21 protein-coding genes are annotated in these 23,834 nt (G+C 53.3%); 2 read left to right on the top strand and 19 right to left on the bottom strand.

Annotation, left to right across the window (positions count from 1 at the left end; all coding sequences use genetic code 11):
* Positions 1-5: 5 nt before the first annotated feature.
* Positions 6-1,448 carry a xylulokinase gene (gene xylB / locus AC6I77_RS00105; protein WP_078805078.1) on the top strand — a complete coding sequence of 481 codons (1,443 nt, stop codon included), beginning with the start codon at positions 6-8 and terminating at the stop codon, positions 1,446-1,448.
* Between the two features lie 539 nt (positions 1,449-1,987).
* Complete coding sequence (locus AC6I77_RS00100) at positions 1,988-2,449, top strand: hypothetical protein (RefSeq protein ID WP_438477393.1); 462 nt, start codon at positions 1,988-1,990, stop codon at positions 2,447-2,449.
* Between the two features lie 1,215 nt (positions 2,450-3,664).
* Here AC6I77_RS00100 and AC6I77_RS00095 read toward each other — a convergent pair.
* The 19 genes from AC6I77_RS00095 to mnmG all read right to left on the bottom strand — a co-directional run bounded on the left by AC6I77_RS00095 (position 3,665) and on the right by mnmG (position 23,510).
* A complete protein-coding gene (locus tag AC6I77_RS00095) occupies positions 3,665-4,906 on the bottom strand; it encodes an MFS transporter (protein ID WP_078805081.1) in 1,242 nt (413 codons plus the stop codon).
* Between the two features lie 104 nt (positions 4,907-5,010).
* Complete coding sequence (gene phoU, locus AC6I77_RS00090; protein WP_003849553.1) at positions 5,011-5,745, bottom strand: phosphate signaling complex protein PhoU; 735 nt, start codon at positions 5,743-5,745, stop codon at positions 5,011-5,013.
* 17 nt (positions 5,746-5,762) lie between these two features.
* Positions 5,763-6,536 (bottom strand): phosphate ABC transporter ATP-binding protein PstB, encoded by a 774-nt coding sequence (pstB, locus tag AC6I77_RS00085; RefSeq protein WP_003849550.1) that lies wholly within the window; start codon positions 6,534-6,536, stop codon positions 5,763-5,765.
* A 44-nt stretch (positions 6,537-6,580) separates the two neighbouring features.
* On the bottom strand, positions 6,581-7,471 hold the full coding sequence (gene pstA / locus AC6I77_RS00080; protein WP_003849548.1) for a phosphate ABC transporter permease PstA: 891 nt from the start codon (positions 7,469-7,471) through the stop codon (positions 6,581-6,583).
* Positions 7,468-8,430: a phosphate ABC transporter permease PstC gene (pstC, locus tag AC6I77_RS00075; RefSeq protein ID WP_003849546.1), complete on the bottom strand. Its 963-nt coding sequence runs from the start codon at positions 8,428-8,430 to the stop codon at positions 7,468-7,470. The genes pstA and pstC overlap by 4 nt, the downstream gene beginning before the upstream one ends.
* 86 nt (positions 8,431-8,516) lie before the next feature.
* Positions 8,517-9,560 (bottom strand): phosphate ABC transporter substrate-binding protein PstS, encoded by a 1,044-nt coding sequence (gene pstS, locus AC6I77_RS00070; protein ID WP_003849544.1) that lies wholly within the window; start codon positions 9,558-9,560, stop codon positions 8,517-8,519.
* A gap of 165 nt (positions 9,561-9,725) precedes the next feature.
* Positions 9,726-11,555, bottom strand: coding sequence for a glutamine--fructose-6-phosphate transaminase (isomerizing) (gene glmS, locus AC6I77_RS00065; RefSeq protein WP_039658675.1), 1,830 nt, complete (start codon positions 11,553-11,555; stop codon positions 9,726-9,728).
* A gap of 153 nt (positions 11,556-11,708) precedes the next feature.
* Positions 11,709-13,079 carry a bifunctional UDP-N-acetylglucosamine diphosphorylase/glucosamine-1-phosphate N-acetyltransferase GlmU gene (gene glmU, locus AC6I77_RS00060; protein ID WP_039658676.1) on the bottom strand — a complete coding sequence of 457 codons (1,371 nt, stop codon included), beginning with the start codon at positions 13,077-13,079 and terminating at the stop codon, positions 11,709-11,711.
* Between the two features lie 160 nt (positions 13,080-13,239).
* Positions 13,240-13,659, bottom strand: a complete 420-nt coding sequence (locus AC6I77_RS00055; RefSeq protein ID WP_008926374.1) for a F0F1 ATP synthase subunit epsilon — start codon at positions 13,657-13,659, stop codon at positions 13,240-13,242.
* Between the two features lie 24 nt (positions 13,660-13,683).
* On the bottom strand, positions 13,684-15,081 hold the full coding sequence (atpD, locus tag AC6I77_RS00050) for a F0F1 ATP synthase subunit beta (RefSeq protein WP_008926373.1): 1,398 nt from the start codon (positions 15,079-15,081) through the stop codon (positions 13,684-13,686).
* 30 nt (positions 15,082-15,111) lie between these two features.
* The gene (atpG, locus tag AC6I77_RS00045) at positions 15,112-15,978 is read right to left on the bottom strand and encodes a F0F1 ATP synthase subunit gamma (RefSeq protein ID WP_003849534.1); all 867 of its coding nucleotides are present in this window, start codon (positions 15,976-15,978) and stop codon (positions 15,112-15,114) included.
* A 52-nt stretch (positions 15,979-16,030) separates the two neighbouring features.
* The gene (gene atpA / locus AC6I77_RS00040; protein WP_003849532.1) at positions 16,031-17,572 is read right to left on the bottom strand and encodes a F0F1 ATP synthase subunit alpha; all 1,542 of its coding nucleotides are present in this window, start codon (positions 17,570-17,572) and stop codon (positions 16,031-16,033) included.
* A 14-nt stretch (positions 17,573-17,586) separates the two neighbouring features.
* On the bottom strand, positions 17,587-18,120 hold the full coding sequence (atpH, locus tag AC6I77_RS00035; protein WP_003849530.1) for a F0F1 ATP synthase subunit delta: 534 nt from the start codon (positions 18,118-18,120) through the stop codon (positions 17,587-17,589).
* Between the two features lie 14 nt (positions 18,121-18,134).
* Entirely contained in the window at positions 18,135-18,605 is a 471-nt protein-coding gene (gene atpF, locus AC6I77_RS00030) for a F0F1 ATP synthase subunit B (protein WP_003849528.1), read from the bottom strand.
* A 107-nt stretch (positions 18,606-18,712) separates the two neighbouring features.
* Positions 18,713-18,952: a F0F1 ATP synthase subunit C gene (gene atpE, locus AC6I77_RS00025; protein WP_003849523.1), complete on the bottom strand. Its 240-nt coding sequence runs from the start codon at positions 18,950-18,952 to the stop codon at positions 18,713-18,715.
* Between the two features lie 105 nt (positions 18,953-19,057).
* A complete protein-coding gene (gene atpB / locus AC6I77_RS00020) occupies positions 19,058-19,876 on the bottom strand; it encodes a F0F1 ATP synthase subunit A (protein WP_003849506.1) in 819 nt (272 codons plus the stop codon).
* An 8-nt stretch (positions 19,877-19,884) separates the two neighbouring features.
* Complete coding sequence (gene atpI, locus AC6I77_RS00015) at positions 19,885-20,265, bottom strand: F0F1 ATP synthase subunit I (RefSeq protein ID WP_003849503.1); 381 nt, start codon at positions 20,263-20,265, stop codon at positions 19,885-19,887.
* 690 nt (positions 20,266-20,955) lie between these two features.
* Positions 20,956-21,573 carry a 16S rRNA (guanine(527)-N(7))-methyltransferase RsmG gene (gene rsmG, locus AC6I77_RS00010; protein WP_003849501.1) on the bottom strand — a complete coding sequence of 206 codons (618 nt, stop codon included), beginning with the start codon at positions 21,571-21,573 and terminating at the stop codon, positions 20,956-20,958.
* Between the two features lie 47 nt (positions 21,574-21,620).
* Complete coding sequence (mnmG, locus tag AC6I77_RS00005) at positions 21,621-23,510, bottom strand: tRNA uridine-5-carboxymethylaminomethyl(34) synthesis enzyme MnmG (RefSeq protein WP_039658678.1); 1,890 nt, start codon at positions 23,508-23,510, stop codon at positions 21,621-21,623.
* Between the last annotated feature and the right edge of the window lie 324 nt (positions 23,511-23,834).

Raw genomic sequence — 23,834 nt, 5'->3', positions numbered from 1 at the left:
AGAGCATGTTTATCGGGATCGATTTAGGCACCTCTGGCGTCAAAGTGGTGCTGATGGATGCACAGGGCAACGTGGTGGCGACAGAAACGTCGCCCCTGCAGGTTTCGCGTCCACAGCCCTTGTGGAGTGAACAGGATCCCGAAAGCTGGTGGCAGGCGCTGGAGCTGGCTATGCAGGCGCTGAGCGCGAAGCAGGACCTGCGTGCAGTGCAGGCCATCGGGCTGAGCGGACAGATGCATGGTGCCACGCTGCTCGACAGTGCTAACCAGGTATTACGTCCGGCCATGCTCTGGAATGACGGACGCAGCGAGGCGCAGTGTCGTGAGCTGGAACGGAAGGTGCCGGATTCACGGGCTATCACCGGCAACCTGATGATGCCCGGCTTCACAGCTCCCAAGCTGCTGTGGGTGCAGCAGCATGAACCGGCCATCTTCAGTCAGATTGCTCACGTGCTGTTGCCCAAAGACTATTTGCGCTGGCGATTGAGTGGCGACTTCGCCACTGATATGTCCGATGCCGCAGGGACAATGTGGCTGGATGTGGCGCAACGTGACTGGAGCGATGTGATGCTGCACGCCTGCGATCTCCGCCGGGAGCAGATGCCGACGCTCTATGAAGGCAATGCCCTGACGGGCACACTGCATACTGAACTGGCGACACGGTGGAAGATGAACGCGGTGCCGCTGGCTGCGGGCGGTGGCGACAATGCTGCAGGTGCGATAGGTGTCGGCATGACCGAACCCGGTCAGGGAATGCTGTCGCTGGGGACATCGGGCGTCTACTTTGTGGTAAGCGACGGCTATCTCAGCAATCCGGCGCGCGCGGTACACAGCTTCTGCCATGCGTTACCGCAGCGCTGGCATCTGATGTCGGTGATGCTCAGCGCAGCCTCCTGTCTGGACTGGGCAGCAACGCTGACCGGATGCAAAGATGTTCCTGAGCTGCTGGCTGAAGCGGAGCGCGCACGCGATGACGTACCCGGGTTATGGTTTTTGCCCTATCTTTCCGGTGAGCGTACGCCGCATAACAACCCGAATGCACTGGGCGCCTTCTTTGGCTTTACCCACCAGCATGGCCGGCCTGAGCTGGCACGATCGGTGCTGGAAGGGGTGGGATTTGCTCTGGCGCAGGGCATGGATGTGCTGCATGAGTGTGGCGTGCAGCCAAAGAGTATTATGTTGATCGGCGGCGGCGCACGCAGCACCCTGTGGCGTCAGATGCTGGCGGATATCAGTGGCCAGACGCTGGACTATTGCCACGGAGGTGAAGTGGGTCCGGCTCTGGGCGCCGCAAGGCTGGCGCAGCAGGCGCTGAATCCGGAAGTCACCGTCCCGACGCCGACTCTGGTGCAGCGGCATCAACCGGATCCGGACAAAAGGGTACATTACCAGTCACGTCGGGAGACCTTTTCAATTCTGTATCAGCAACTTCTGCCGCTCATGAAGTAATCCGTCCAGGATGCCCGGTTTAGCAACCGTTTGGCCTGGCATCCTTCCTTATTGCTACTGCCTCTTACTGTTCAGCCGCTGCCGTATTAACGCGTCTCCTGGCGCAGTATCAATTAATGGCCCCCGTCGATAATAAGGTTTAATGCTGGCGTATGCCGATAAGCCAGGCTGGCGATGTTGTCTGCCGGTGTGCGAAGCAGGCGGATACTGTTTACCACCTGGCCCCACTATTCTTTGCACTGACGCTTAATCAGTCAACACCAGAAAAGTGTATCTCAGCTAACTGCCAGCTTATTTCGCTGCTACACTAAAATGCTTCTGTTTTACGTAACGTGAAATTCAGCGTTGATTCAGATTGCGCGGGTTAAACCGGTTAAATACCTTCACGCAAATTAAAACGATTTTTTGGGCGCGCGCATTTAGTTCCAGGCGAGTTATGCAATCTTTATCTGCCCGACAATAGAAACTATAATAATAAGAATCAATATCATTATCTTTCACCTGATATATTCAGGTCCAGTAATGCTTAAGGAATTAGCATGTTAAAAGCAATGAAATACTACATCAGCAATCATTATGAGAGCGGAACGTTGTTACATCGGGAAGGGTGTAATTTAATTCCGAAGTCTCTCGACGATCGGACATTTATTGGCACCCTTTATACAGCGCTGCAGGCAATGACCGTAGCTTTACAGCATCACCACGAAGTTGGCCGATGTCTGGTATGCCTGAAACAACCCAATAATGGTCAGGCTGACGCAATAGAAGAAGGAAGTATCAAATCTTTTACGAAGCCAGCTACCACCCTGGTTCGAAGGCCTGCGATAGCAGGCCATACGTGCCAGCTAGCTGAAAGATCTGGCATCACACATGCTACGGTGATGCTGAATAAAAACCCTGAGCCCCAGCAGATATTGGGTCCTCAACGGGTGGTGAAGATAAAGAATGACCTGCAGGTTGTTGCGGTGCAACATTCCCCCTTTCACTGGCAAAGTGAGTAGCCCCTGACAACAGAATAAAGTACCTGAAGTAAGTCGCTGACTTATGCCGCAAGCGGATTACTCCGCCTGCGGCTTTTTTTTGGTATTACGCTGTGCGGTAACGGCGCATTACATCCACATCCTGCAAGACGATATTACCCACGCTCATTTGAGGATAAAAAAAGACCTGGATAAAATTGTTTAATGATTTACTGCCACAGGCAATAATAACGCTCATCAATTATACTCTTAATGTAATATTTACAGGCTCAGCCAAAGTTATATTGATCAAATATTTTGATCATATTGTCGATTTAAAATCACAATTATTGAATCAAACCTCAGTGCGTATAAAATAAGAACTCTTTTAACTCATGTTCTTATGGCTTTTTTTATATGTCTTTATTCTTACTCATCGTAATGATTTATGAAACGGACTAATGTTTGCGAAACAACAAATCAGTAACTTAGCAAAACTATCCTTCTTAGATTCTGAAGCAAAAAAAGATTTATCTGTACAAGGTATTTATTTAGCCCAAATAAAAATATTTTTTAACTTTAAAATTAAATGCTAAATTTATTTAACGCAGACGAGCTAATGTGAAAACCGCAATCATATTAATTTCACATGGATTCAGACGCTGCTTTTACAGGTTATGGCTAACCTTAAAAAGCGCATTTTTAAATTTTCGTTTGTTACACACAGCAAAAGGATATGGCATGTATAAGGCCATGAAATTCTACGTCAGCGATCATTCAACCGGAGGATTGCTGCTGCATCGGATGGATTGTCCGCAGCTGCCTTCAGAGACAAGGCGGGCGTTTATAGGAAGCTGCTATACCCTCAATCAGGCACTTAGCGTAGCCAGGATAAGCTATACGGGTGTGATGGCATGTCCATTCTGTGTCAGTAAGCCTGATATAAAATCAGTTAAGTCAGAAGCAAATTTGGTGTTAAAAAAAGCGACAAGACCCAGAAAGAAATTAATCTGATCAAAAATTGATCTCATCGGAATCTGACAATTTTATTGCCAGTGAGATTAATTGAGTGTGTAAACTCTCTGAATAAATCCCTCTGTATCCGCTTGATATATGTTATCAACCGCACTCTATCCTGAAATAGAGTGCGGATTTTTTTCTCATCTTGCTGATCATCTACTGAGATGACGATTGTGAATCCTGTTGCTGAACCCGAATAGCTGAGATGACAGTCACAGCTCCTGCTTCAGGTGAGCATCAGCCAATGGCCCCCAGCGTATCTTCCTGACTCTGTTTCTTCGGCAGCAGGAACAGCGTTGCCACAATATCCAGCAGATAAATCAGCGCCAGCAGGGTAATCGCCGCTGTGAACGAGAACTGGCTCGCCAGCAGGCCAATCACGACCGGACCAAAACCGCCTACGCCACGCCCAAGGTTGAACAGGACGTTCTGCGCGGTGGCACGCACCTGTGGCGGGAAGGTATCGGAAATCAGCGCCCCATAGCCGCCAATCATACCGTTAACAAACATTCCCATGATGGCACCGGTAAAGAGCATGATGTTCGGGTCACGCAGCTGCGCATAGACCACCACCATCACGACAGCGCCAAACTGATAGAGCAGGAAAATTTTCCAGCGTGCAAAGCGATCGGCCAGCACGCCAAACAGCCAGATGCCAAAGGTCATGCCGACGACGGTCACGGCGGTCCAGAGGCCCGATTTTGTCAGGCTGAAACCAAAGCTGGAGGAGAGGTAGCTCGGCATCCAGATCATCAGCCCGTAGTAGCCAAAATTCTGGACGGAGCAGAGGATAAAAATGCCGAGACTGGCTTTAGCGGTAGCGCGATCGCGGACCAGCAGCTTCAGGCGTGCCGGAAACGAGAGTGATGGCACATGTTTAACCTGTCGCTGATACGCCTCAGGTTCTCCCATCCCGCGACGAATGGCGAACGAGACCAGCGCAGGCAACAAACCGACCAGGAACATGCCACGCCAGCCGATGATATTCAGTAGCGGTGGCGTGATAAAGGCCGCCATCAGCACGCCCAGCTGCCAGCCGATACCGACCCAGGCTGAGGCACGATTACGCTTCTCCGCAGGCCAGGCTTCGGCAATCAGCGCCATACCGATCCCAAACTCGCCGCCCAGCCCCACACCTGCCAGCGTTCGCCAGGCGAGCAGATCCCAGTAGCCCTGCGCCACCGCGCACAGGCCGGTAAAGATAGAGAAGACCAGAATCGTGACGGTCAGCATACGAATACGCCCATAACGGTCGCTGAGATGACCAAAGACGATGCCACCGATGACCGCGCCGATCAGCGTCCAGGTCACCAGCGATCCTGCCTGTGATGGATTGAGCGCCAGCGAAACACTGATAGCCGGCAGCATAAACCCGAGTATCAGCAGGTCAAATCCATCCATGGCATAACCGCTGACCGCAGCCAGCATCGCTTTGCCCGGCGTTACGCCCGGTTTAGATTGGGGAGAAGGAGATATCATTGCGCACCTCAGAGAGTAAAGTGCCGCAATTATAAAGAGAGTTCAGGAGGTGACCAATCAGAAAGGCTTATCCCTGCGCCTGTCTGGCACAGGGATAAGGTGTATCAGGAAGGTTTGTTGCTGCCATCGTCACCCGACAGTAATTCATCGAGCCGATCCCCGCCCACATGACGAAAATCCTGACCTTTGACGAAATAGAAGATGATTTCGCAGATGTTCTGGCAACGATCACCGATGCGCTCAATGGCGCGGGCGCAGAACAGTGCCGTCAGCACGCTGGGAATCGTGCGCGGATCTTCCATCATGTAGGTCATCAGCTGACGAACAATGCCTTCATACTCTTTATCCACCTTCTTATCTTCACGGTAGATGGTAATCGCTTCATTGAGATCCATACGTGCAAAGGCGTCGAGCACATCATGCAGCATCTGCACGGTGTGACGTCCCAGCGACTCAAGGCTCACCAGCAGCGGAAGATGCTGTTGACCAAATTTCTCCAGCGCCGTGCGGCTGATCTTCTCCGCCACATCGCCAATGCGCTCCAGCTCGGAGATCGTTTTGATGATCGCCATCACCAGACGCAAATCGATCGCGGTTGGCTGACGTTTGGCGATGATGCGCACGCAGGCTTCATCAATCTCCACTTCCATCATGTTGACCTTCTGGTCGCCGTCGATCACCCGCTGCGCCAGTTCGCCATCCAGATTATGCATCGCGGTAATAGCATCAGTCAGCTGCTGCTCGACCATGCCGCCCATGATCATCACCTGGGTACGGATATGCTCCAGTTCGGCATTGAACTGACCGGAGATGTGCTTATTCAGATTCAGATTATCCATGTCGTTCTCCTGTCAGATCAGCCGTAGCGGCCAGTAATGTAGTCTTCGGTTTGCTTCTGCGCGGGCTTGGTGAACAGCGTGTCGGTGTCGCTGAACTCAATCAGTTCGCCCAGGTACATGAAAGCGGTATGGTCAGAGCAGCGTGCTGCCTGCTGCATGTTGTGCGTCACGATCACCACAGTGTAATCCTGCTTCAGCTCGGTGATCAGCTCCTCGATACGGCCGGTGGAGATGGGGTCCAGCGCGGAGCAGGGTTCATCCAGTAGCAGGACTTCCGGACGAATCGCGATGCCGCGGGCAATACACAGACGCTGCTGCTGGCCGCCGGAAAGACTGTAACCGCTCTGATGCAGCTTGTCTTTGGTTTCATTCCACAGCGCCGCTTTGGTCAGCGCCCACTGTACGCGCTCATCCATATCGGCACGTGACAGCTTTTCAAACAGACGCACGCCGAAAGCGATGTTGTCATAGATCGACATCGGGAACGGTGTCGGCTTCTGAAACACCATGCCGACGCGGGCGCGCAGCAGCGCGATATCCTGCTGTGTCGCCAGAATATTTTCGCCATCCAGCAGAATGTCCCCTTCGGCCCGCTGCTCCGGATAGAGTGAGTACATCTTATTGAAGGTACGCAGCAGGGTAGACTTACCACAGCCCGAGGGCCCGATAAACGCGGTCACCTCATTCTTAGCGATATCCAGATTGATGTTCTTCAGCGCATGAAACTTGCCGTAATAGAAGTTCAGATTACGGACCTGAATTTTATCGGCTGATGCTGTCGCGATACTCATAATTCATCTCTCTTATACGGCGCCGCTCAGGGCCGCGCCGGAAGTTAACCGTGTTTACCTTTGGCGAAAATGACCCGCGCGACAATGTTCAGCAACAGCACGCAAAGGGTAATGATCAGCACACCCGCCCAGGCCAGGCTCTGCCATTCGGCAAACGGGCTCATGGCGAATTTAAAGATGGTGACCGGCAGGTTCGCCAGCGGCTGCATCATGTCGGTGCTCCAGAACTGGTTCGACAGTGCCGTAAACAGCAGCGGGGCTGTTTCACCTGCGATGCGGGCAATCGCCAGCAGCACGCCAGTAATGATGCCGGAGACCGAGGCTTTCAGGGTGATGGCCGAGATCATCTTCCACTTGGGCGTGCCGAGCGCATAAGCGGCTTCACGCATGCTGTCTGGCACCAGACGCAGCATGTTTTCAGTGGTACGAATCACAATGGGCACCTGCAGCAGAGCCAGTGCAATCACCCCGGCCCAGCCGGAGAAGTGCTGCATCTTCGCCACCACCAGGGTGTAGACGAACAGGCCGACCACAATGGAGGGTGCTGAAAGCAGAATGTCGTTAATAAAGCGAATCACTTCTGACAGCGCCGATTTGCGACCATATTCAGCCAGGTAAATACCCGCCATGATGCCCAGCGGCGTACCAAAAAATGTAGACCAGAAAATCAGCAATCCACTGCCCGCCAGGGCGTTCGCCAGACCGCCGCCCGCGGTATTCGGCGGTGGCGTTGATTCAGTGAAAAGGGACCAGGAAAGCCCATCTACGCCGCGCGTGACGGTGGTAAACAGGATCCACACCAGCCAGAACAGACCAAATGCCATGGTCAGCAGCGACAGCGTCAGCGCAATTTTATTTTTAGTACTGCGCCAGGACTGCATTTTACGGCGCGATGCGTCCAGTTCGGCACGCGCCTGAATTTCAATCGTGGTCATGAGCGCGCTCCTTCACTTTTCTGCAGTCGCATAATCATCAGCTTTGAAATCGCCAGCACGATAAAGGTAATCACAAACAGGATCAGTCCCAGCTCCATCAGCGCGGCAACATGCACGCCCGACTCCGCTTCTGCAAACTCGTTAGCCAGTGCTGAGGTAATGCTGTTACCCGGCATAAACAGCGACGGGCTGTCGAGCTGGTAGGTGTTGCCGATAATAAAGGTGACCGCCATGGTCTCGCCCAGCGCACGACCCAGTCCCAGCATCACACCACCAATCACGCCATTTTTGGTAAAGGGCAGTACGACGCGCCAGATCACTTCCCAGGTGGTGCAGCCGATACCGTAAGCAGACTCTTTCATCATCACCGGGGTCTGTTCAAACACGTCGCGCATGACCGAAGCGATGTAAGGGATGATCATGATTGCCAGAATCACCCCTGCCGCAAGAATACCGATACCAAAAGCGGGGCCGGAGAAGAGTTCGCCGACAATCGGAATGCCCGACATCACGTCATTAACCGGCGTCTGAAAATATTCGGCGAACAGCGGCGCGAAAACAAACAGGCCCCACATGCCGTAAACGATACTCGGGATAGCCGCCAGCAGCTCAATAGCCGTGCCCAGCGGGCGACGCAGCCAGGCGGGTGAGAGTTCAGTCAGGAACAGCGCGATACCGAAACTCACCGGCACGGCAATAATCAGGGCAATGATGGAGGTTACAAGGGTGCCGTAGATCGGTACCAGTGCACCAAATTGTTCGTTGGGCGCATCCCAGGTTTTGGTCCACAAAAAGGCGAAACCAAACTTCTGGATGCTGGGCCACGAGGAGATGATCAGGGAAACAATAATGCCGCCCATCAGTAACAGTACAATCAGCGCAGCCAGTCTGACCAGCGCGCCAAAAATCTTATCACCTTGTTTACCCGGGGCTTTGAATGCCGGCTTCGTTGCAGCCATAGAAGTCTCAGTCTTCAGAAGTTATCAGGGCGGCATGAGCCGCCCGTTGGGTCTGACCGGACCGCTGCCCGGTCAGGGTCGGTCAATTACTGATAAAGCGCTTTACCAGAACTGTCTTTGATGTTGGCTTTCCAGGCGGCGCGAATCTGCTCGGTCACGCTCTCTGGCAGCGCAGCATAATCCAGCGCAGTGGCGGTTTTGCTGCCTTTCTTGTAAGCCCAGTCGAAGAACTTCAGTACTTCAGCGCCTTTGGCCGCATTCGCCTGGTCTTTATAGATCAGAATGAAGGTGGTTGAGGAGATTGGCCAGGCATCAGCGCCCTTCTGGAAGGTCAGATCCTGTGCGAACGATTTGCTCCAGTCTGCGCCTTTCGCGGCATTGCTGAAGCTGGTTTCGCTTGGTGCCACCGCTTTACCATCAGCATCCATCAGTTTGGTGTAGGTCAGGTTGTTCTGTTTAGCGTAGGCATATTCAACATAACCGATTGAACCCGGCAGACGCTGAACAAACGCGGCGACGCCGTCGTTGCCTTTACCGCCCAGACCCACTGGCCAGTTAACGGTGTTGCCTTTACCAATTTTGCTGTTCCAGTCCTGGTTCACTTTCGCCAGATAGCTGGTGAAGACGAATGAGGTGCCTGAACCATCAGCGCGACGCACCACGTTGATGTTGGTTTCCGGCAGTTTCACGCCCGGGTTAAGTTTGGCGATCGCCGGGTCGTTCCACTTTTTGATGGTGCCGAGATAGATATCGCCAACGGTCTTGCCATCCAGCGTCAGCTGGCCTGACTTGATACCGGGCAGGTTAACTGCCAGTACCACACCACCGATCACGGTAGGGAACTGGAACAGGCCATTTTTCTGCAGATCTTCATCTTTCATTGGCGCATCGGACGCACCGAAATCAACGGTTTTGGCGATGATCTGTTTAACGCCGCCAGATGAACCGATGCCCTGGTAGTTAATTTTGCTACCGGTGGCTTGCTGATATTCTGCTGCCCACTTGGCATAAACCGGCGCCGGGAACGTCCCGCCTGCGCCAGTGAGATCGGTGGCCGCAAAAGCAGATACCGCGCTTACGGCGAAGGTGGTGGCGAGGATTCGGGCTACGGTGCTACGCATCAGTGTCATGTTCCCTCCAGGGGAGAAAAGTCAGGCTTGGGGCCGTTTTAGTAAGAGTCTGTGATTGCTGCAGGAGGGAAAATAGGACAGTTTGATGACAGTGAAATGTACGAAATATGACAGTTATATGACAGAGAGCCGGAATGAAGTGGGCCCGCGACGGGGCCCACCAGGTTATTCCACGGTAACCGATTTTGCCAGGTTACGTGGCTGATCGACGTCGGTCCCTTTGATCAGGGCAACGTGATAGGAGAGTAACTGCAACGGCACGGTGTAGAAGATGGGGGCAATCACCTCTTCAACGTGCGGTAACGGAATAATCTTCATGCCGTCACTGTCGCTGAAGCCCGCATCCTGATCCGCAAACACATAGAGCAGGCCGCCGCGAGCGCGTACCTCTTCGATGTTGGATTTGAGCTTCTCCAGCAGTTCATTGTTAGGTGCCACCACGATCACCGGCATGTCCGCATCAATCAGCGCCAGCGGGCCATGCTTCAGCTCGCCTGCCGCGTAGGCTTCCGCATGAATGTAGGAGATCTCCTTGAGCTTCAGCGCCCCTTCCATGGCAATCGGGTATTGATCGCCACGTCCCAGGAACAGCGCGTGATGCTTGTCAGAGAAGCCTTCAGCCAGATTCTCAATCAGCTTATCCTGCGCCAGCATCTGCTCAATCCGGTTCGGCAACGCCTGCAGGGCATGAACGATCTCATGTTCAGTCTCAGCAGACATCCCTTTCAGACGGCCCAGTTTCGCCACCAGCATCAGCAGCACCGCTAACTGGGTAGTGAATGCTTTGGTGGAGGCGACGCCAATTTCGGTGCCCGCTTTGGTCATCAATGCCAGGTCAGATTCCCGCACCAGTGACGAACCGGCCACGTTACAGACCGCCAGCGAGCCCAGATAGCCCAGCTCTTTAGAGAGACGCAGCGCCGCCAGGGTATCTGCCGTTTCACCCGACTGCGACAGGGTGATCAGCAGGCTGTTTTTGCGCACTGCTGACTTGCGATAGCGGAACTCAGAGGCGATCTCCACATCACAGGGCAGGTTAGCCAGCGACTCAAACCAGTAGCGTGACACCATGCCAGAGTTGTAGGAGGTGCCACAGGCGATAATCTGGATATGCTCTACCTGGCTCAGCAGCGCTTCTGCGCCCGCGCCCAGCTCGCTGAGATCAACCTGACCCTGACTGAACCGACCGCTCAGCGTGCTTTTCAGCGCCATCGGCTGTTCGTAGATCTCTTTCTGCATGTAGTGACGGTAAATACCTTTGTCACCGGCATCATATTGCAGATTAGATTCGATCTCGGCACGCGTCACGGTGTTGCCTTCGCGGTCAATAATCGTGACATCACGACGACTGATCTCGGCGATATCACCCTCTTCCAGATAGATAAAGCGGCGGGTCACTGGCAGCAGGGCCAGCTGATCTGAAGCGATAAAGTTTTCACCCATCCCACGGCCAATCACCAGCGGGCTGCCGGAGCGGGCCGCCACCAGCAGTGAGGGATCGCGGCTATCCATGATCACCATGCCATAGGCACCGCGCAGCTGTGGAATCACACGCAACACCACTTCGCGCAGTGAACCGCCCTGCTTCTGCTCCCAGTGAACCAGATGCGCCACCACTTCGGTGTCGGTTTCAGAGGCAAAGACGTAGCCGCGCGCGATCAGCTCAGCGCGCAGCGGCTCATGGTTTTCAATGATGCCGTTGTGCACAATGATAATGTGCTCTGAGATGTGCGGATGCGCATTCGCTTCCGACGGCTCGCCATGGGTTGCCCAGCGCGTGTGCGCGATGCCGGTGCCACCAATCAGCGGTTGCTGTTCAGCGGCTTCTGCCAGCTTCTGCACTTTCCCTAACCGCCGCAGGCGCGTGACGTGCCCCTGACGATCGACCACGGCCAGACCGGCCGAATCATATCCGCGATATTCAAGACGACGCAGACCTTCCAGCAGAATTTCTGCGATATCGCGTTGTGCTACTGCACCAACAATTCCACACATAATGATGTTTTCCTGACTACATGGCTTTTCGCCACTTCTGTTGTCATGCGACCTGATATCCGGCTTTGCCGGTTCCCCGAGCCTTGTAGAGAGTGGGGATTATAGTTTTGGCACTGCACTGCATCGGCCCGCATACAGCGGGCCGTTAAAAATTTATTTTTTCTTCACCGGACGCTGCCAGTCCGCTTTGTGATTCTGCTCTTTGCGGTTGTAAACCAGACCAGCCTGAGGCACATCCCTCATAACGGTAGTACCTGCCGCGATGGTGGTGCCTGGCGCGACGTTGACCGGTGCCACCAGCTGCGTATCCGAGCCGACAAACACGTCATCGCCAATCACAGTTTTGAATTTATTCGCGCCATCGTAGTTGCAGGTGATCGTGCCTGCACCGATATTCACGTTGTCGCCAATCTCTGCATCACCCAGGTAGGAGAGGTGACCCGCTTTCGAACCCTTACCCAGACGCGCTTTCTTCATTTCGACGAAGTTACCCACGTGGGCGGCCTGCGCCAGCTCGCTGCCAGGACGCAGACGGGCAAAAGGCCCAACTGTACAGGCGGTGGCGAGATTAGCGTCCTCGATCACCGTATAGGGACTGATTTCACAGTCATCGCCAATCACGCTGTTTTTGATAATGCAGCCCGCGCCAATTTTGACGCGCGAGCCCAGCGTGACCTGGCCTTCAATAATGACGTTGGTGTCGATTTCAACATCCCGTCCATGGGTCAGCGTTCCACGCAGATCAAAACGGGCCGGGTCGCGCAGCATTACGCCGGCCAGTAGCAGTTTTTCCGCCTGTTCAGCCTGGTAAGTGCGTTCTAATGTCGCCAGCTGCAGCCGGTTATTGACACCATCCGTTTCACTGATGCGTGCCGGATGGACCGCGTTGATCACCCGGCCTTCCTGATGCGCCAGCGCGATAATATCGGTGATGTAATACTCACCCTGCGCATTGTTGTTGGTCAGCTGCGCCAGCCAGCGTTTTAAGTCGCCACCGTTGGCGATCAGAATGCCGGTGTTGATCTCTTTAATAGTGAGCTGCGCCGGGCTGGCATCTTTCTGTTCGATAATGCCAGTGATTGTGTCGTTTTCACGCACAATGCGGCCATAGCCGGTAGGGTCATCCAGTACCACGGTGAGTAAGCCGATGCCGCCCTGCGGTTTTGCTTCGCGAAGTCGCTGCAATGTCGCCTGCGTGATCAGCGGCACGTCGCCATAGAGCATCATGATATCTTCATCATCTGCAAAAGCAGGGGCAGCCTGCTGCATAGCATGGCCGGTGCCGAGCTGCTCGGCCTGCAGCACCCAGTTAAGCGTGCTGTCAGTGAGGGTCGCTTTCAGGCGATCGCCGCCATGACCATAAACCAGATGCACATGCTGTGCGCCCAGCCCTTTGGCGGCATCAATGACGTGCTGAACCATCGGTTTGCCTGCCAGCGTATGCAGAACTTTAGGCAGATCGGAATACATACGGGTGCCCTTGCCAGCTGCAAGGATCACCACACTCATCGCACTGTTAGACATAACTATCCTGAGTGAATTTTTACGGGTGAAAGTAAAACGGTTTGAGGTTGAGATTACTACATTTTTCTCAGGCCGAAATTAGGCGGACAGGCAGATCGGGCACCGCAGGCAAAAAAAATGCCAGCCCGAGGGCTGGCATTTCGTGACGCATAAAGCTGGATTACATCGCTTTTTTGGTCAGTTCGATCACGCGCAGTTTAGCAATGGCTTTCGCCAGCTCGGCAGAGGCCTGAGCATAGTCCACGTCACCATGGCTGCTGTTCATGTGCTCTTCTGCTTTGCGTTTTGCTTCCAGCGCGCGCGCTTCGTCCAGATCGGTACCGCGAATCGCGGTATCGGCCAGAACGGTGCTGCTGCCTGGTTGCACTTCCAGCACGCCGCCAGAGAGGTAGATATACTCCTCTTCGCCGTGCTGTTTCACGATACGGATCATTCCAGGCTTAATGGCAGTCAGCAGCGGCGCATGGCCAGGGAAAATCCCCAGTTCACCTTCGCTACCTGACACCTGAATCTTCTGTACCAGACCAGAGAACAACTGCTCCTCTGCGCTGACCACATCCAGGTGATAAGTCATAGCCATAATCTTCCTCCCGGGAAACCGTTATTACAGTTTCTTCGCTTTTTCCACGGCTTCTTCGATGGCGCCAACCATGTAGAAGGCCTGCTCTGGCAGGTGGTCAAACTCACCTTCCATGATGCCTTTAAAGCCACGGATAGTGTCTTTCAGCGTAACGTATTTACCCGGTGAACCGGTGAATACTTCCGCAACGAAGAACGGCTGAGACAGGAAGCGCTGAATCTTACGCGCACGTGCCACCAGCAGTTTGTCTTCTTCAGACAGCTCATCCATACCGAGGATGGCGATGATGTCTTTCAGTTCCTGATAACGCTGCAGCAGTGACTGAACGCCACGCGCAACATCATAGTGTTCCTGACCAACAACCAGCGGATCCAGCTGACGGCTGGTAGAGTCCAGTGGGTCAACGGCCGGGTAGATACCCAGAGATGCGATCTGACGGCTCAGCGTTACCGTTGAGTCTAAGTGCGCAAAGGTGGTTGCTGGTGACGGGTCAGTCAGGTCATCCGCAGGGACGTAAACGGCCTGTACGGAAGTGATTGAACCGGTCTTGGTGGAGGTAATACGCTCCTGCAACACACCCATCTCTTCTGCCAGCGTTGGCTGGTAACCTACCGCAGATGGCATACGACCCAGCAGTGCAGAGACTTCTGTACCGGCCAGGGTATAACGGTAGATGTTATCGATGAACAGCAGAACGTCGCGGCCTTCATCACGGAATTTTTCCGCCATGGTCAGACCGGTCAGGGCTACGCGCAGACGGTTACCCGGCGGCTCGTTCATCTGGCCATAGACCAGAGCAACTTTGTCGATAACGTTTGAGTCAGTCATTTCGTGGTAGAAGTCGTTACCCTCACGAGTACGCTCACCCACACCAGCAAACACTGAGTAACCTGAGTGTTCAGCTGCGATGTTACGGATCAGTTCCATCATGTTGACGGTTTTACCTACACCCGCACCACCGAACAGACCCACTTTACCGCCTTTGGCAAACGGACACATCAGGTCGATAACCTTGATGCCGGTTTCCAGCAGTTCCTGCGAGTTAGACTGATCTTCATAAGAAGGCGCTGCGCGGTGAATAGAGGCAATCTCTACTGCGCTGCCATCTTCTTCTTTCAGCTCGCCTTTCATATCGATTGGCTCGCCGAGAACGTTCATGATACGGCCCAGAGTCGCTTTACCGACCGGTACCTGAATCGGTTTCTGCAGGTCGTTGACGTTCAGACCACGCTTCAGGCCGTCAGACGTACCCATTGCGATGGTACGTACTACGCCGCCGCCCAGCTGCTGCTGTACTTCCAGCACCAGACGCGCATCACCATTCATAACCTCGAGCGCGCTGTACACTTGCGGTACCGCGTCCTGAGGGAATTCGACGTCAACAACGGCGCCGATAATCTGGACAATCTTTCCAGTTGCCATCTTGAATCCTCTACCTAATTCCAAACCTGGTTAAACCGCGGAGGCCCCCGAGACGATCTCGGTAAGTTCCTGGGTGATGCTGGCCTGACGAGCTTTGTTGTAAACCAACTGCAGCTCTTTGATCAGATTTCCGCCGTTATCGGTTGCGGCTTTCATCGCTACCATACGTGCGGCCTGCTCACTGGCCAGATTTTCCACCACACCCTGATAAACCTGCGATTCGACATAACGACGCAGCAGGGTATCCAGCAGCGCTTTCGGATCGGGTTCGTACAGGTAATCCCAGGTCTTCGCCTTCATCTCTTCTTCACCTTCCGCTGGCGCTAACGGCAGCAGTTGGGTGATGGTCGGAGTCTGAGACATGGTGTTATTGAACTTGTTACTGACGATCATCAGTTTGTCGATGCGGCCTTCATCATACGCCTGCAACATCACTTTTACCGGGCCAATCAGATCAGACAGGGCAGGTTTATCGCCCATGCCGCTGACTTGCGCCACGATGTTGCCACCTACTGCACTGAAGAATGACGCCCCTTTTGAACCGATAATCGACAGATCGCTCTGCACGCCTTTATCGGACCAGGACTTCATATCCGCCAGTAATTTTTTGAACAGGTTAATGTTCAAACCACCACAAAGCCCGCGGTCTGTAGAAACGACCAGGTAGCCGACGCGCTTCACGTCGCGCTGTTCCAGGTAAGGGTGCTTGTATTCCAGATTACCCAACGCAAGGTGACCAATCACTTTGCGCATGGTGTCTGCATACGGACGGCTGGCCGCCATGCGTTCCTGCGTTTTACGCATCTTGGAGGCGGCGACCATTTCCATCGCTTTGGTGATCTTCTGCGTGTTTTTCACGCTTCCAATCTTGCTTCGTATCTCTTTTGCGCCGGCCATTAGCTTCTCCTCAAAGCCTTGCGGCCTGCCTTTTCAGACAAGCCGCCAGACATTACCAGGACTGGGTTGCTTTAAACGTATCGATCAGGCCTTTCAGCTTCGCTTCGATATCGTTGTTAAAGTTACCCGACTGGTTGATTTCAGCCATCAGCTCAGCGTGGTCGCGATCGGCGAAGGCCAGCAGCGCAGCTTCGAAGCTGCCAATTTTTGCCAGTTCAACGTCGTTCAGGTAGCCACGCTCTGCAGCGAACAGAACCAGACCCTGCTGCGCGACAGACATCGGCGCATACTGTTTCTGCTTCAGCAGCTCGGTCACTTTCTGACCATGGCTCAGCTGTTTGCGGGTTGCATCGTCCAGATCAGAGGCGAACTGCGAGAACGCCGCCAGTTCACGATACTGTGCCAGCGCGGTACGGATACCACCGGACAGTTTCTTGATGATCTTGGTCTGTGCAGCACCACCTACGCGGGATACCGAAATACCTGGGTTAACAGCCGGACGAATACCGGAGTTGAACAGGTTCGATTCCAGGAAGATCTGACCATCAGTAATCGAGATTACGTTGGTCGGAACGAACGCAGAAACGTCGCCCGCCTGGGTTTCGATGATCGGCAGCGCGGTCAGTGAACCGGTTTTACCTGTCACTGCGCCATTGGTGAAACGCTCAACATAATCAGCGCTTACGCGTGATGCACGTTCCAGCAGACGAGAGTGGAGATAGAACACGTCGCCAGGGAATGCTTCACGGCCTGGTGGACGGCGCAGCAGCAGAGAGATTTGACGGTAAGCGATAGCCTGCTTGGAGAGGTCATCGTATACGATCAGCGCATCTTCACCGCGGTCACGGAAGTATTCGCCCATCGCACAACCTGCGTACGGAGAGAGATACTGCAGTGCAGCGGATTCAGAAGCAGACGCCACAACAACGATGGTGTTCTGCAGTGCGCCATGCTCTTCCAGCTTACGAACCACGTTAGAGATGGTTGAGGCTTTCTGACCAATCGCAACATAGACACACTTGATGCCTGAGTCACGCTGGTTGATGATCGCATCGATCGCCATCGCGGTTTTACCGGTCTGACGGTCACCGATGATCAGCTCACGCTGGCCACGGCCGATTGGAATCATCGCATCGACCGACTTATAACCGGTCTGAACCGGCTGGTCGACTGACTGACGATCGATAACGCCAGGTGCAATCACTTCGACCGGTGAGAAACCGTCGTTGTCGATTGCGCCTTTACCGTCGATAGGTGCACCCAGGGTGTTCACGACGCGGCCCAGCAGGCCACGGCCTACCGGTACTTCAAGAATACGGCCAGTACACTTAACCTTCATGCCTTCGGCGAGGTCAGCGTACGGACCCATCACCACTGCACCAACCGAGTCACGCTCGAGGTTCAGGGCGATAGCGTAACGGTTACCCGGCAGGGCAATCATCTCACCCTGCATGACATCGGCCAGGCCGTGTACGCGGATGATACCGTCACTTACAGAAACAATCGTACCTTCGTTGTGAGCTTCACTCACGACATTGAACTGAGCAATGCGCTGCTTGATCAGTTCGCTGATTTCGGTGGAATTCAGTTGCATATGCTCCAGTCCCCTTAAGACTGCAAGACGTCAGCCAGACGGTCAAGACGGCCGCGTACGCTGCCGTCAATAACCAGATCACCCGAACGGATGATCACGCCTGCCATCACAGACTTATCAATTTTGCAATTCAGCTTAACTTTGCGTGACAGACGTTTTTCCATCGCGGCGCTGATTTTATTCAGCTGGTCGTCACTCAGCGTACTGGCGGAAATAACATCGACTTCAGCGGTGGCTTCATGAGCGTCACGCAGTTCGATATACTGAGCCAGTACAGCCGGAAGCGCTGTCAAACGTCCGTTTTCCGCCATCACCTTAATCAGGTTCTGTGCGGGTTCATCCAGTTGATCACCACAGACTGCGTTAAACGACGCTGCCAGCGCTTCAGGGGCTAATGCACCTGAGAGAAGATCAGCCATCTGTTCATTGCGAGCCACTTCTGCGGCAAACGCCAGCATCTGTTGCCAGCGTTCTATACTTTGATGCTCAACAGCAAAGTCAAAAGCTGCTTTGGCGTAGGGGCGAGCTACAGTAATCAGATCAGACATCAGCCCCTCCCTCCTTACAGTTCAGCGACCAGTTTATCAACGATGTCGCTGTTAGCAGCTTCATCCACGGAGCGTTCGATGATCTTCTCGGCGCCAGCCATAGCCAGCAACGCAACCTGCTTACGCAGTTCTTCACGTGCACGTTTACGCTCGGCGTCAATTTCAGCCTGCGCTTGTGTCACGATGCGATTACGTTCGTTTTCAGCTTCGGTTTTGGCTTCATCCAGAATCTGCGCGCGACGCTTGTTCGCTTGCTCGATAATGACCTGAGCGTCTTCTTTGGCTTTTTTCAGCTGGTCGGTCGCATTAGCCTGCGCGAGATCCAAATCTTTCTTGGCACGTTCAGCAGAAGCAAGGCCTTCAGCAATTTCTTTCTGGCGCTTTTCGATAGCAGCCATCAGCGGCGGCCATACGTACTTCATGCAGAACGCGACAAACAGGATGAACGCGATAGCCTGGCCGAGGATTGTTGCATTAATGTTCACAGCACAATGCCTCTAGATTGAGTATTTAACTTTTCTGCCGTTATCAACGTGATAAGCGGCAGAATCCGTTCACCCTTGCACATTGTGCGCTGAGTGAACACAGGGCTTTAGGCGACAGCAAACATCACGTACAGACCCAGACCAACAGCGATCATCGGGATTGCATCCACCAGACCCATTACAACAAAGAACTGCGTACGCAGCAGAGGAATCAGGTCAGGCTGACGAGCAGCGCCTTCCAGGAATTTTCCTCCGAGGATGCCGATACCGATCGCAGCACCGATTGCCGCCAGGCCCATCATCACAGCGGCAGCCATGTACAGCAGATCCATATTCAGGTTTTCCATGACAGTCTCCAGTTTGTTTCAGTTAAATGCTCCCTTAATCTTCCGGGCCTCAGCGTGGTGCGCTGCCACCCGGAATCAAGCGGGAAAGTAGTGTTGAGAAAAAAATCAATGCTCTTCAGATGCCATCGACAGATAGACGATCGTGAGGACCATGAAAATGAAAGCCTGTAGCGAAATGATCAGGATGTGGAAAATGGCCCACGGCACATTCAGCACCCACTGCGACCACCACGGCAACAGACCGGCAATAAGGATAAAGATCAGTTCACCCGCATACATGTTACCGAACAGTCGTAAACCCAGTGATACAGGTTTAGACAGAAGGCTCACACCTTCCAGAATCAGGTTGATCGGGATGAAGATCGGGTGGTTAAAAGGCTGCAGCGTCAGCTCTTTCGTGAAGCCGCCAATGCCTTTCATTTTGATGCTGTAGAACAGAATCAAAATAAATACGCCCAACGCCATAGATAGCGTGATGTTCACGTCTGCAGACGGTACGACGCGCAGCGCCGGTAACCCCAACACATGCTCACCAATATATGGCAGCAGGTCGATTGGCAGCAGATCCATGAAGTTCATCAGGAAGACCCAGACAAAAATTGTCAGAGCCAGCGGGGCGATAAGTTTGCTCTTACCGTGATACATGTCGCGCACGTTACTATCAACGAAACCGACAACCAGTTCGATAGCCGCCTGCATTTTCCCTGGCACACCGCTGGTGGCAGACTTCGCCACGCTACGGAACAACACCAGGAAGATGATTCCCAGCACCATAGAGAAAAACATGGAATCGATATTTAATACCCAGAACGTCGCGGGAGCGTCGTGCGGATTCACTAACTCGAAGGTACGCAGGTCCAACTGAAGATGTGTCAGGTGGTGACCAATGTACTCTTGCGGAGTAGAGATTTCTCCTGCAGCCATGATGCCTCTTACCCTTTGTTGTTAATTACCGCCGGTGCCAGAATATGTACCACCAGCACCGATAACCAGGTTATTCCGACCGGCCAGAAAACCGCGCCGAACAGACCCAACGCCACAATGAGCAAAATGATGGTCGCAAACACTTTAGCTATTTCACCTAAAGCGAAGCTCCACGCGACTCGCCCCGAAGTGGGGGATTGCCCCTGCAGGCGCCAGGCTAAAAACAAAAACATTACGTTTGGCAGCCAGGCTGCCGCTCCACCCGCAAGAGCAGAGACACCCCAGGTGACATCTTTAACAGTAAAGAGTGCGCCGATGATGACTATCGTCACCAGCTGAATCATCAGCACCGTTCGGGCGAATTTTAAACTGTAAAGAGACACTGACATGACGCTGATACTCTCCTGCCCCGTTAGGGGTATGTCGCGTGTCGTATAAGACTGCCTTTGCGCAGTTGAGTCAAGCAGCAAAAGCCGTGCAAATTATACGGGCCGCACCTGCGATTTCAATCGGTAAGTAGCGAAAAGGTGAACAATTATTTAAATTTCTTTCCGGAGGGCTATTTTTCCAAAGATTACCCTGCGGAGATTCGCACTAATCTGACTGAAATTTCACGCGCAACTTGCTTTTAAAGCGTGCTTTAGATCACATAATAAGCACTCACACTACACTGAGTTTTATCTTCAACCTATTTAAGAACAATCTGTAAAACAGATTAAGCCTTAAAAATCATTGTCTTGAAATTATAAAATTGCGTGTGCAAGTCTATTTTCATCAAAAACACGCTATTGACATCGAAGTATGCTTAAGAAACGTGAAATTGATATTACGCACGCAAAGTTATTACCGCGATATATTTTCTGGCGTGACTACTTTTATTCCGCGGCCCACCTATACAAGTGATATTTCTGATAATTAAATGTGAACCAATCGTTAAATGTAACAGAGCTTTTCGGATAATTTCCGTCGCTGTTTTTAACCTTCATTCCGCCAGGGCTTAAACAAAATCTTTTATCGATAGCGCATTATCTGCACTTTTTTCATCAGAACCCTGATAAAAGCCCCTGCTAACTGAAGGGCTACTGATGACGAATGATGACCAGATGACGGTCACCTTCCAGCTGCGGCACCTGCAGCTTAATGACGTCATCAGAAACATAGCCAGCCGGTAATTCCGCAATTTCATCGTCCGGACGCACGCCTTTAAGCGCGAAGAAGCGCCCTTCCCTTCCTGGCAGGTGATGACACCAGTTCACCATATCGGTCAGTGACGCAAATGCACGGCTGATAACGCCATCAAAAGGCGGCTCAGCCGGGAACGCTTCAACCCGACTCTGGACCGGAGTAATGTTAGTGAGTCCTAACTCATGCTGAACCTGACGCAGAAAGCGCACCCGTTTGCCCAGACTGTCGAGCAGCGTAAAGTGCGCATCAGGCATTACGATTGCCAGCGGAATACCCGGCAGTCCGGGACCGGTTCCCACATCAATAAAACGTGAGCCTTTCAGATGCGGTGCCACCACGATGCTATCGAGGATATGACGGACCAGCATCTGCTCAGGATCGCGCACAGATGTCAGATTGTAGGCTTTGTTCCACTTATCCAGCAGGCCGACATAGGCAACCAGCTGCTGTTTTTGTTGATCGGAGAGGGAAATACTGGCTGCCTTTAGCAGCGATGTGAGTGTGTTGATCACAACATAATTCCATTCAGCGGGGGCGTGTCGCCACGCCCCGTTTCAGATCAGGCGCTTTTACGCAGCAGACCCTGTTTTTTCAGATAAATAAGCAGAATTGAGATCGCCGCCGGTGTTATGCCGGAGATACGTGTCGCCTGACCAATTGACACGGGTTTGTGATCGTTCAGTTTGGCGATCACCTCATTCGACAGCCCGTTCACATGGCGGTAGTCGAGCTCCACTGGCAACAGTGTGTTCTCATTACGCAGCTGGCGATCAATCTCTTCCTGCTGACGCGCAATATAACCTTCATATTTGACCTGAATCTCAACCTGCTCAGCGGCCTGCTCATCAGCCAGAGCCGGACCAAAGGCATCCAGTGTCATCAGCTTCAGATAGGTCAGCTCAGGACGGCGCAGCAGATCTTCACCGCTGGCTTCTTTGGTCAGCGGCGCGCTGAGAACCGTGTTCACTTCGGTCACGTGCTCAGACTTTGGATGAACCCAGATATCCCGCAGACGCTGACGCTCCTGTTCAATCGCTTCCAGCTTCTCGTTGAAACGCGCCCAGCGCGCATCATCCACCAGACCCAGTTCACGGCCGGTTTCGGTCAGACGCAGATCGGCGTTGTCTTCGCGCAGCATCAGACGGTATTCAGCACGGGAGGTAAACATCCGGTACGGCTCTTTAGTGCCAAGCGTGCAGAGATCGTCAACCAGTACGCCCAGATAAGCCTGATCGCGACGCGGTGCCCAGCCCTCTTTGTCAGCAGACTGACGAGCCGCGTTCAGACCCGCCAGCATCCCCTGCGCTGCCGCTTCTTCGTAACCGGTCGTGCCGTTGATCTGTCCGGCAAAGAACAGGCCATGAATAAACTTGCTCTCCAGCGTCGGTTTTAGATCGCGCGGATCGAAGAAGTCATACTCAATGGCATACCCCGGACGCACGATCTTTGCATTCTCCATGCCCTGCATCGATCGGACGATCTGAATTTGTACATCAAACGGCAGACTGGTTGAGATACCGTTCGGGTAGATCTCATTACTGGTCAGCCCTTCCGGCTCCAGGAAGATCTGATGCGAGTTACGATCGGCAAAACGCATAACTTTGTCTTCGATCGACGGGCAGTAGCGTGGGCCGATTCCCTCGATGATCCCGGCATACATCGGGCTGCGATCCAGGTTATTGCGGATCACTTCATGGGTTTTCTCATTGGTGTGCGTGATCCAGCAAGGCACCTGCTGTGGATGCTGAGACGCATTGCCCATGAACGAGAACACCGGCATGGGGTCATCGCCATGCTGCGGGCTAAGCACTGAAAAATCGATGGTGCGCGCATCGATACGCGGTGGCGTACCGGTCTTGAGGCGGTTTACCCGCAGCGGCAGCGCACGCAGTCGTTTTGCCAGCGGAATGGACGGGGGATCGCCAGCGCGACCGCCACTGTAATTGTCCAGACCGATATGAATTTTGCCATCAAGGAAAGTACCGACGGTGAGGACCACCGTTTTGGCACGGAACTTCAGTCCCATTTGCGTGACGGCACCGACCACACGATCGTTTTCCACGATGAGATCGTCAACCGCCTGCTGGAAGATCATCAGATTAGGCTGGTTCTCCAGTGCCGTTCGCACCGCCTGCCGATAGAGCATGCGGTCAGCCTGAGCACGGGTCGCCCGTACCGCCGGGCCTTTGCTGGCGTTTAGTATCCTAAACTGGATACCGGCCTGGTCAATTGCGCTGGCCATCAGACCACCCAGGGCATCCACTTCCTTCACCAGATGTCCTTTGCCAATACCACCAATCGCCGGGTTACAGGACATTTGTCCAAGCGTATCAATGTTATGGGTGAGTAACAGGGTTTGCTGACCCATTCGGGCTGCCGCCATTGCGGCTTCGGTGCCCGCATGACCACCACCAATTACGATGACGTCAAAAGGATCCTGATAAAACATGAAGTGGTACCTCGGTTGATGAACTTGCAGGATCGTCGTCCTGGGGCGTGGATTCTACTCAAATTCCGTCTGGGGTGAAAGCCGCGGGATCGTCCGGTTTTAAAAGAAAGGATCTTAGATCTGTATATGATCTTTCTGTTAGATCTCTTATTAGGATCCCGCTTTTCTGTGGATATGTGCCAGAAGCACCTCAGAAACAACAGGATAGAGAGGATCACTACCTGTGAGTGATCGGTGATCCTGATCCGTATAAGCTGGGATCAAAATGGACTGTTATCCACAGCTCAAAAATCGTTCTCCCGATGTTATCTGGATAACTACCGG

The organism is Pantoea sp. X-Soil-ISGK-259, from assembly GCF_059730705.1.
The sequence above is the reverse complement of the archived record's forward strand: the minus strand, read 5'-3'. Positions and strand labels throughout refer to the sequence as shown.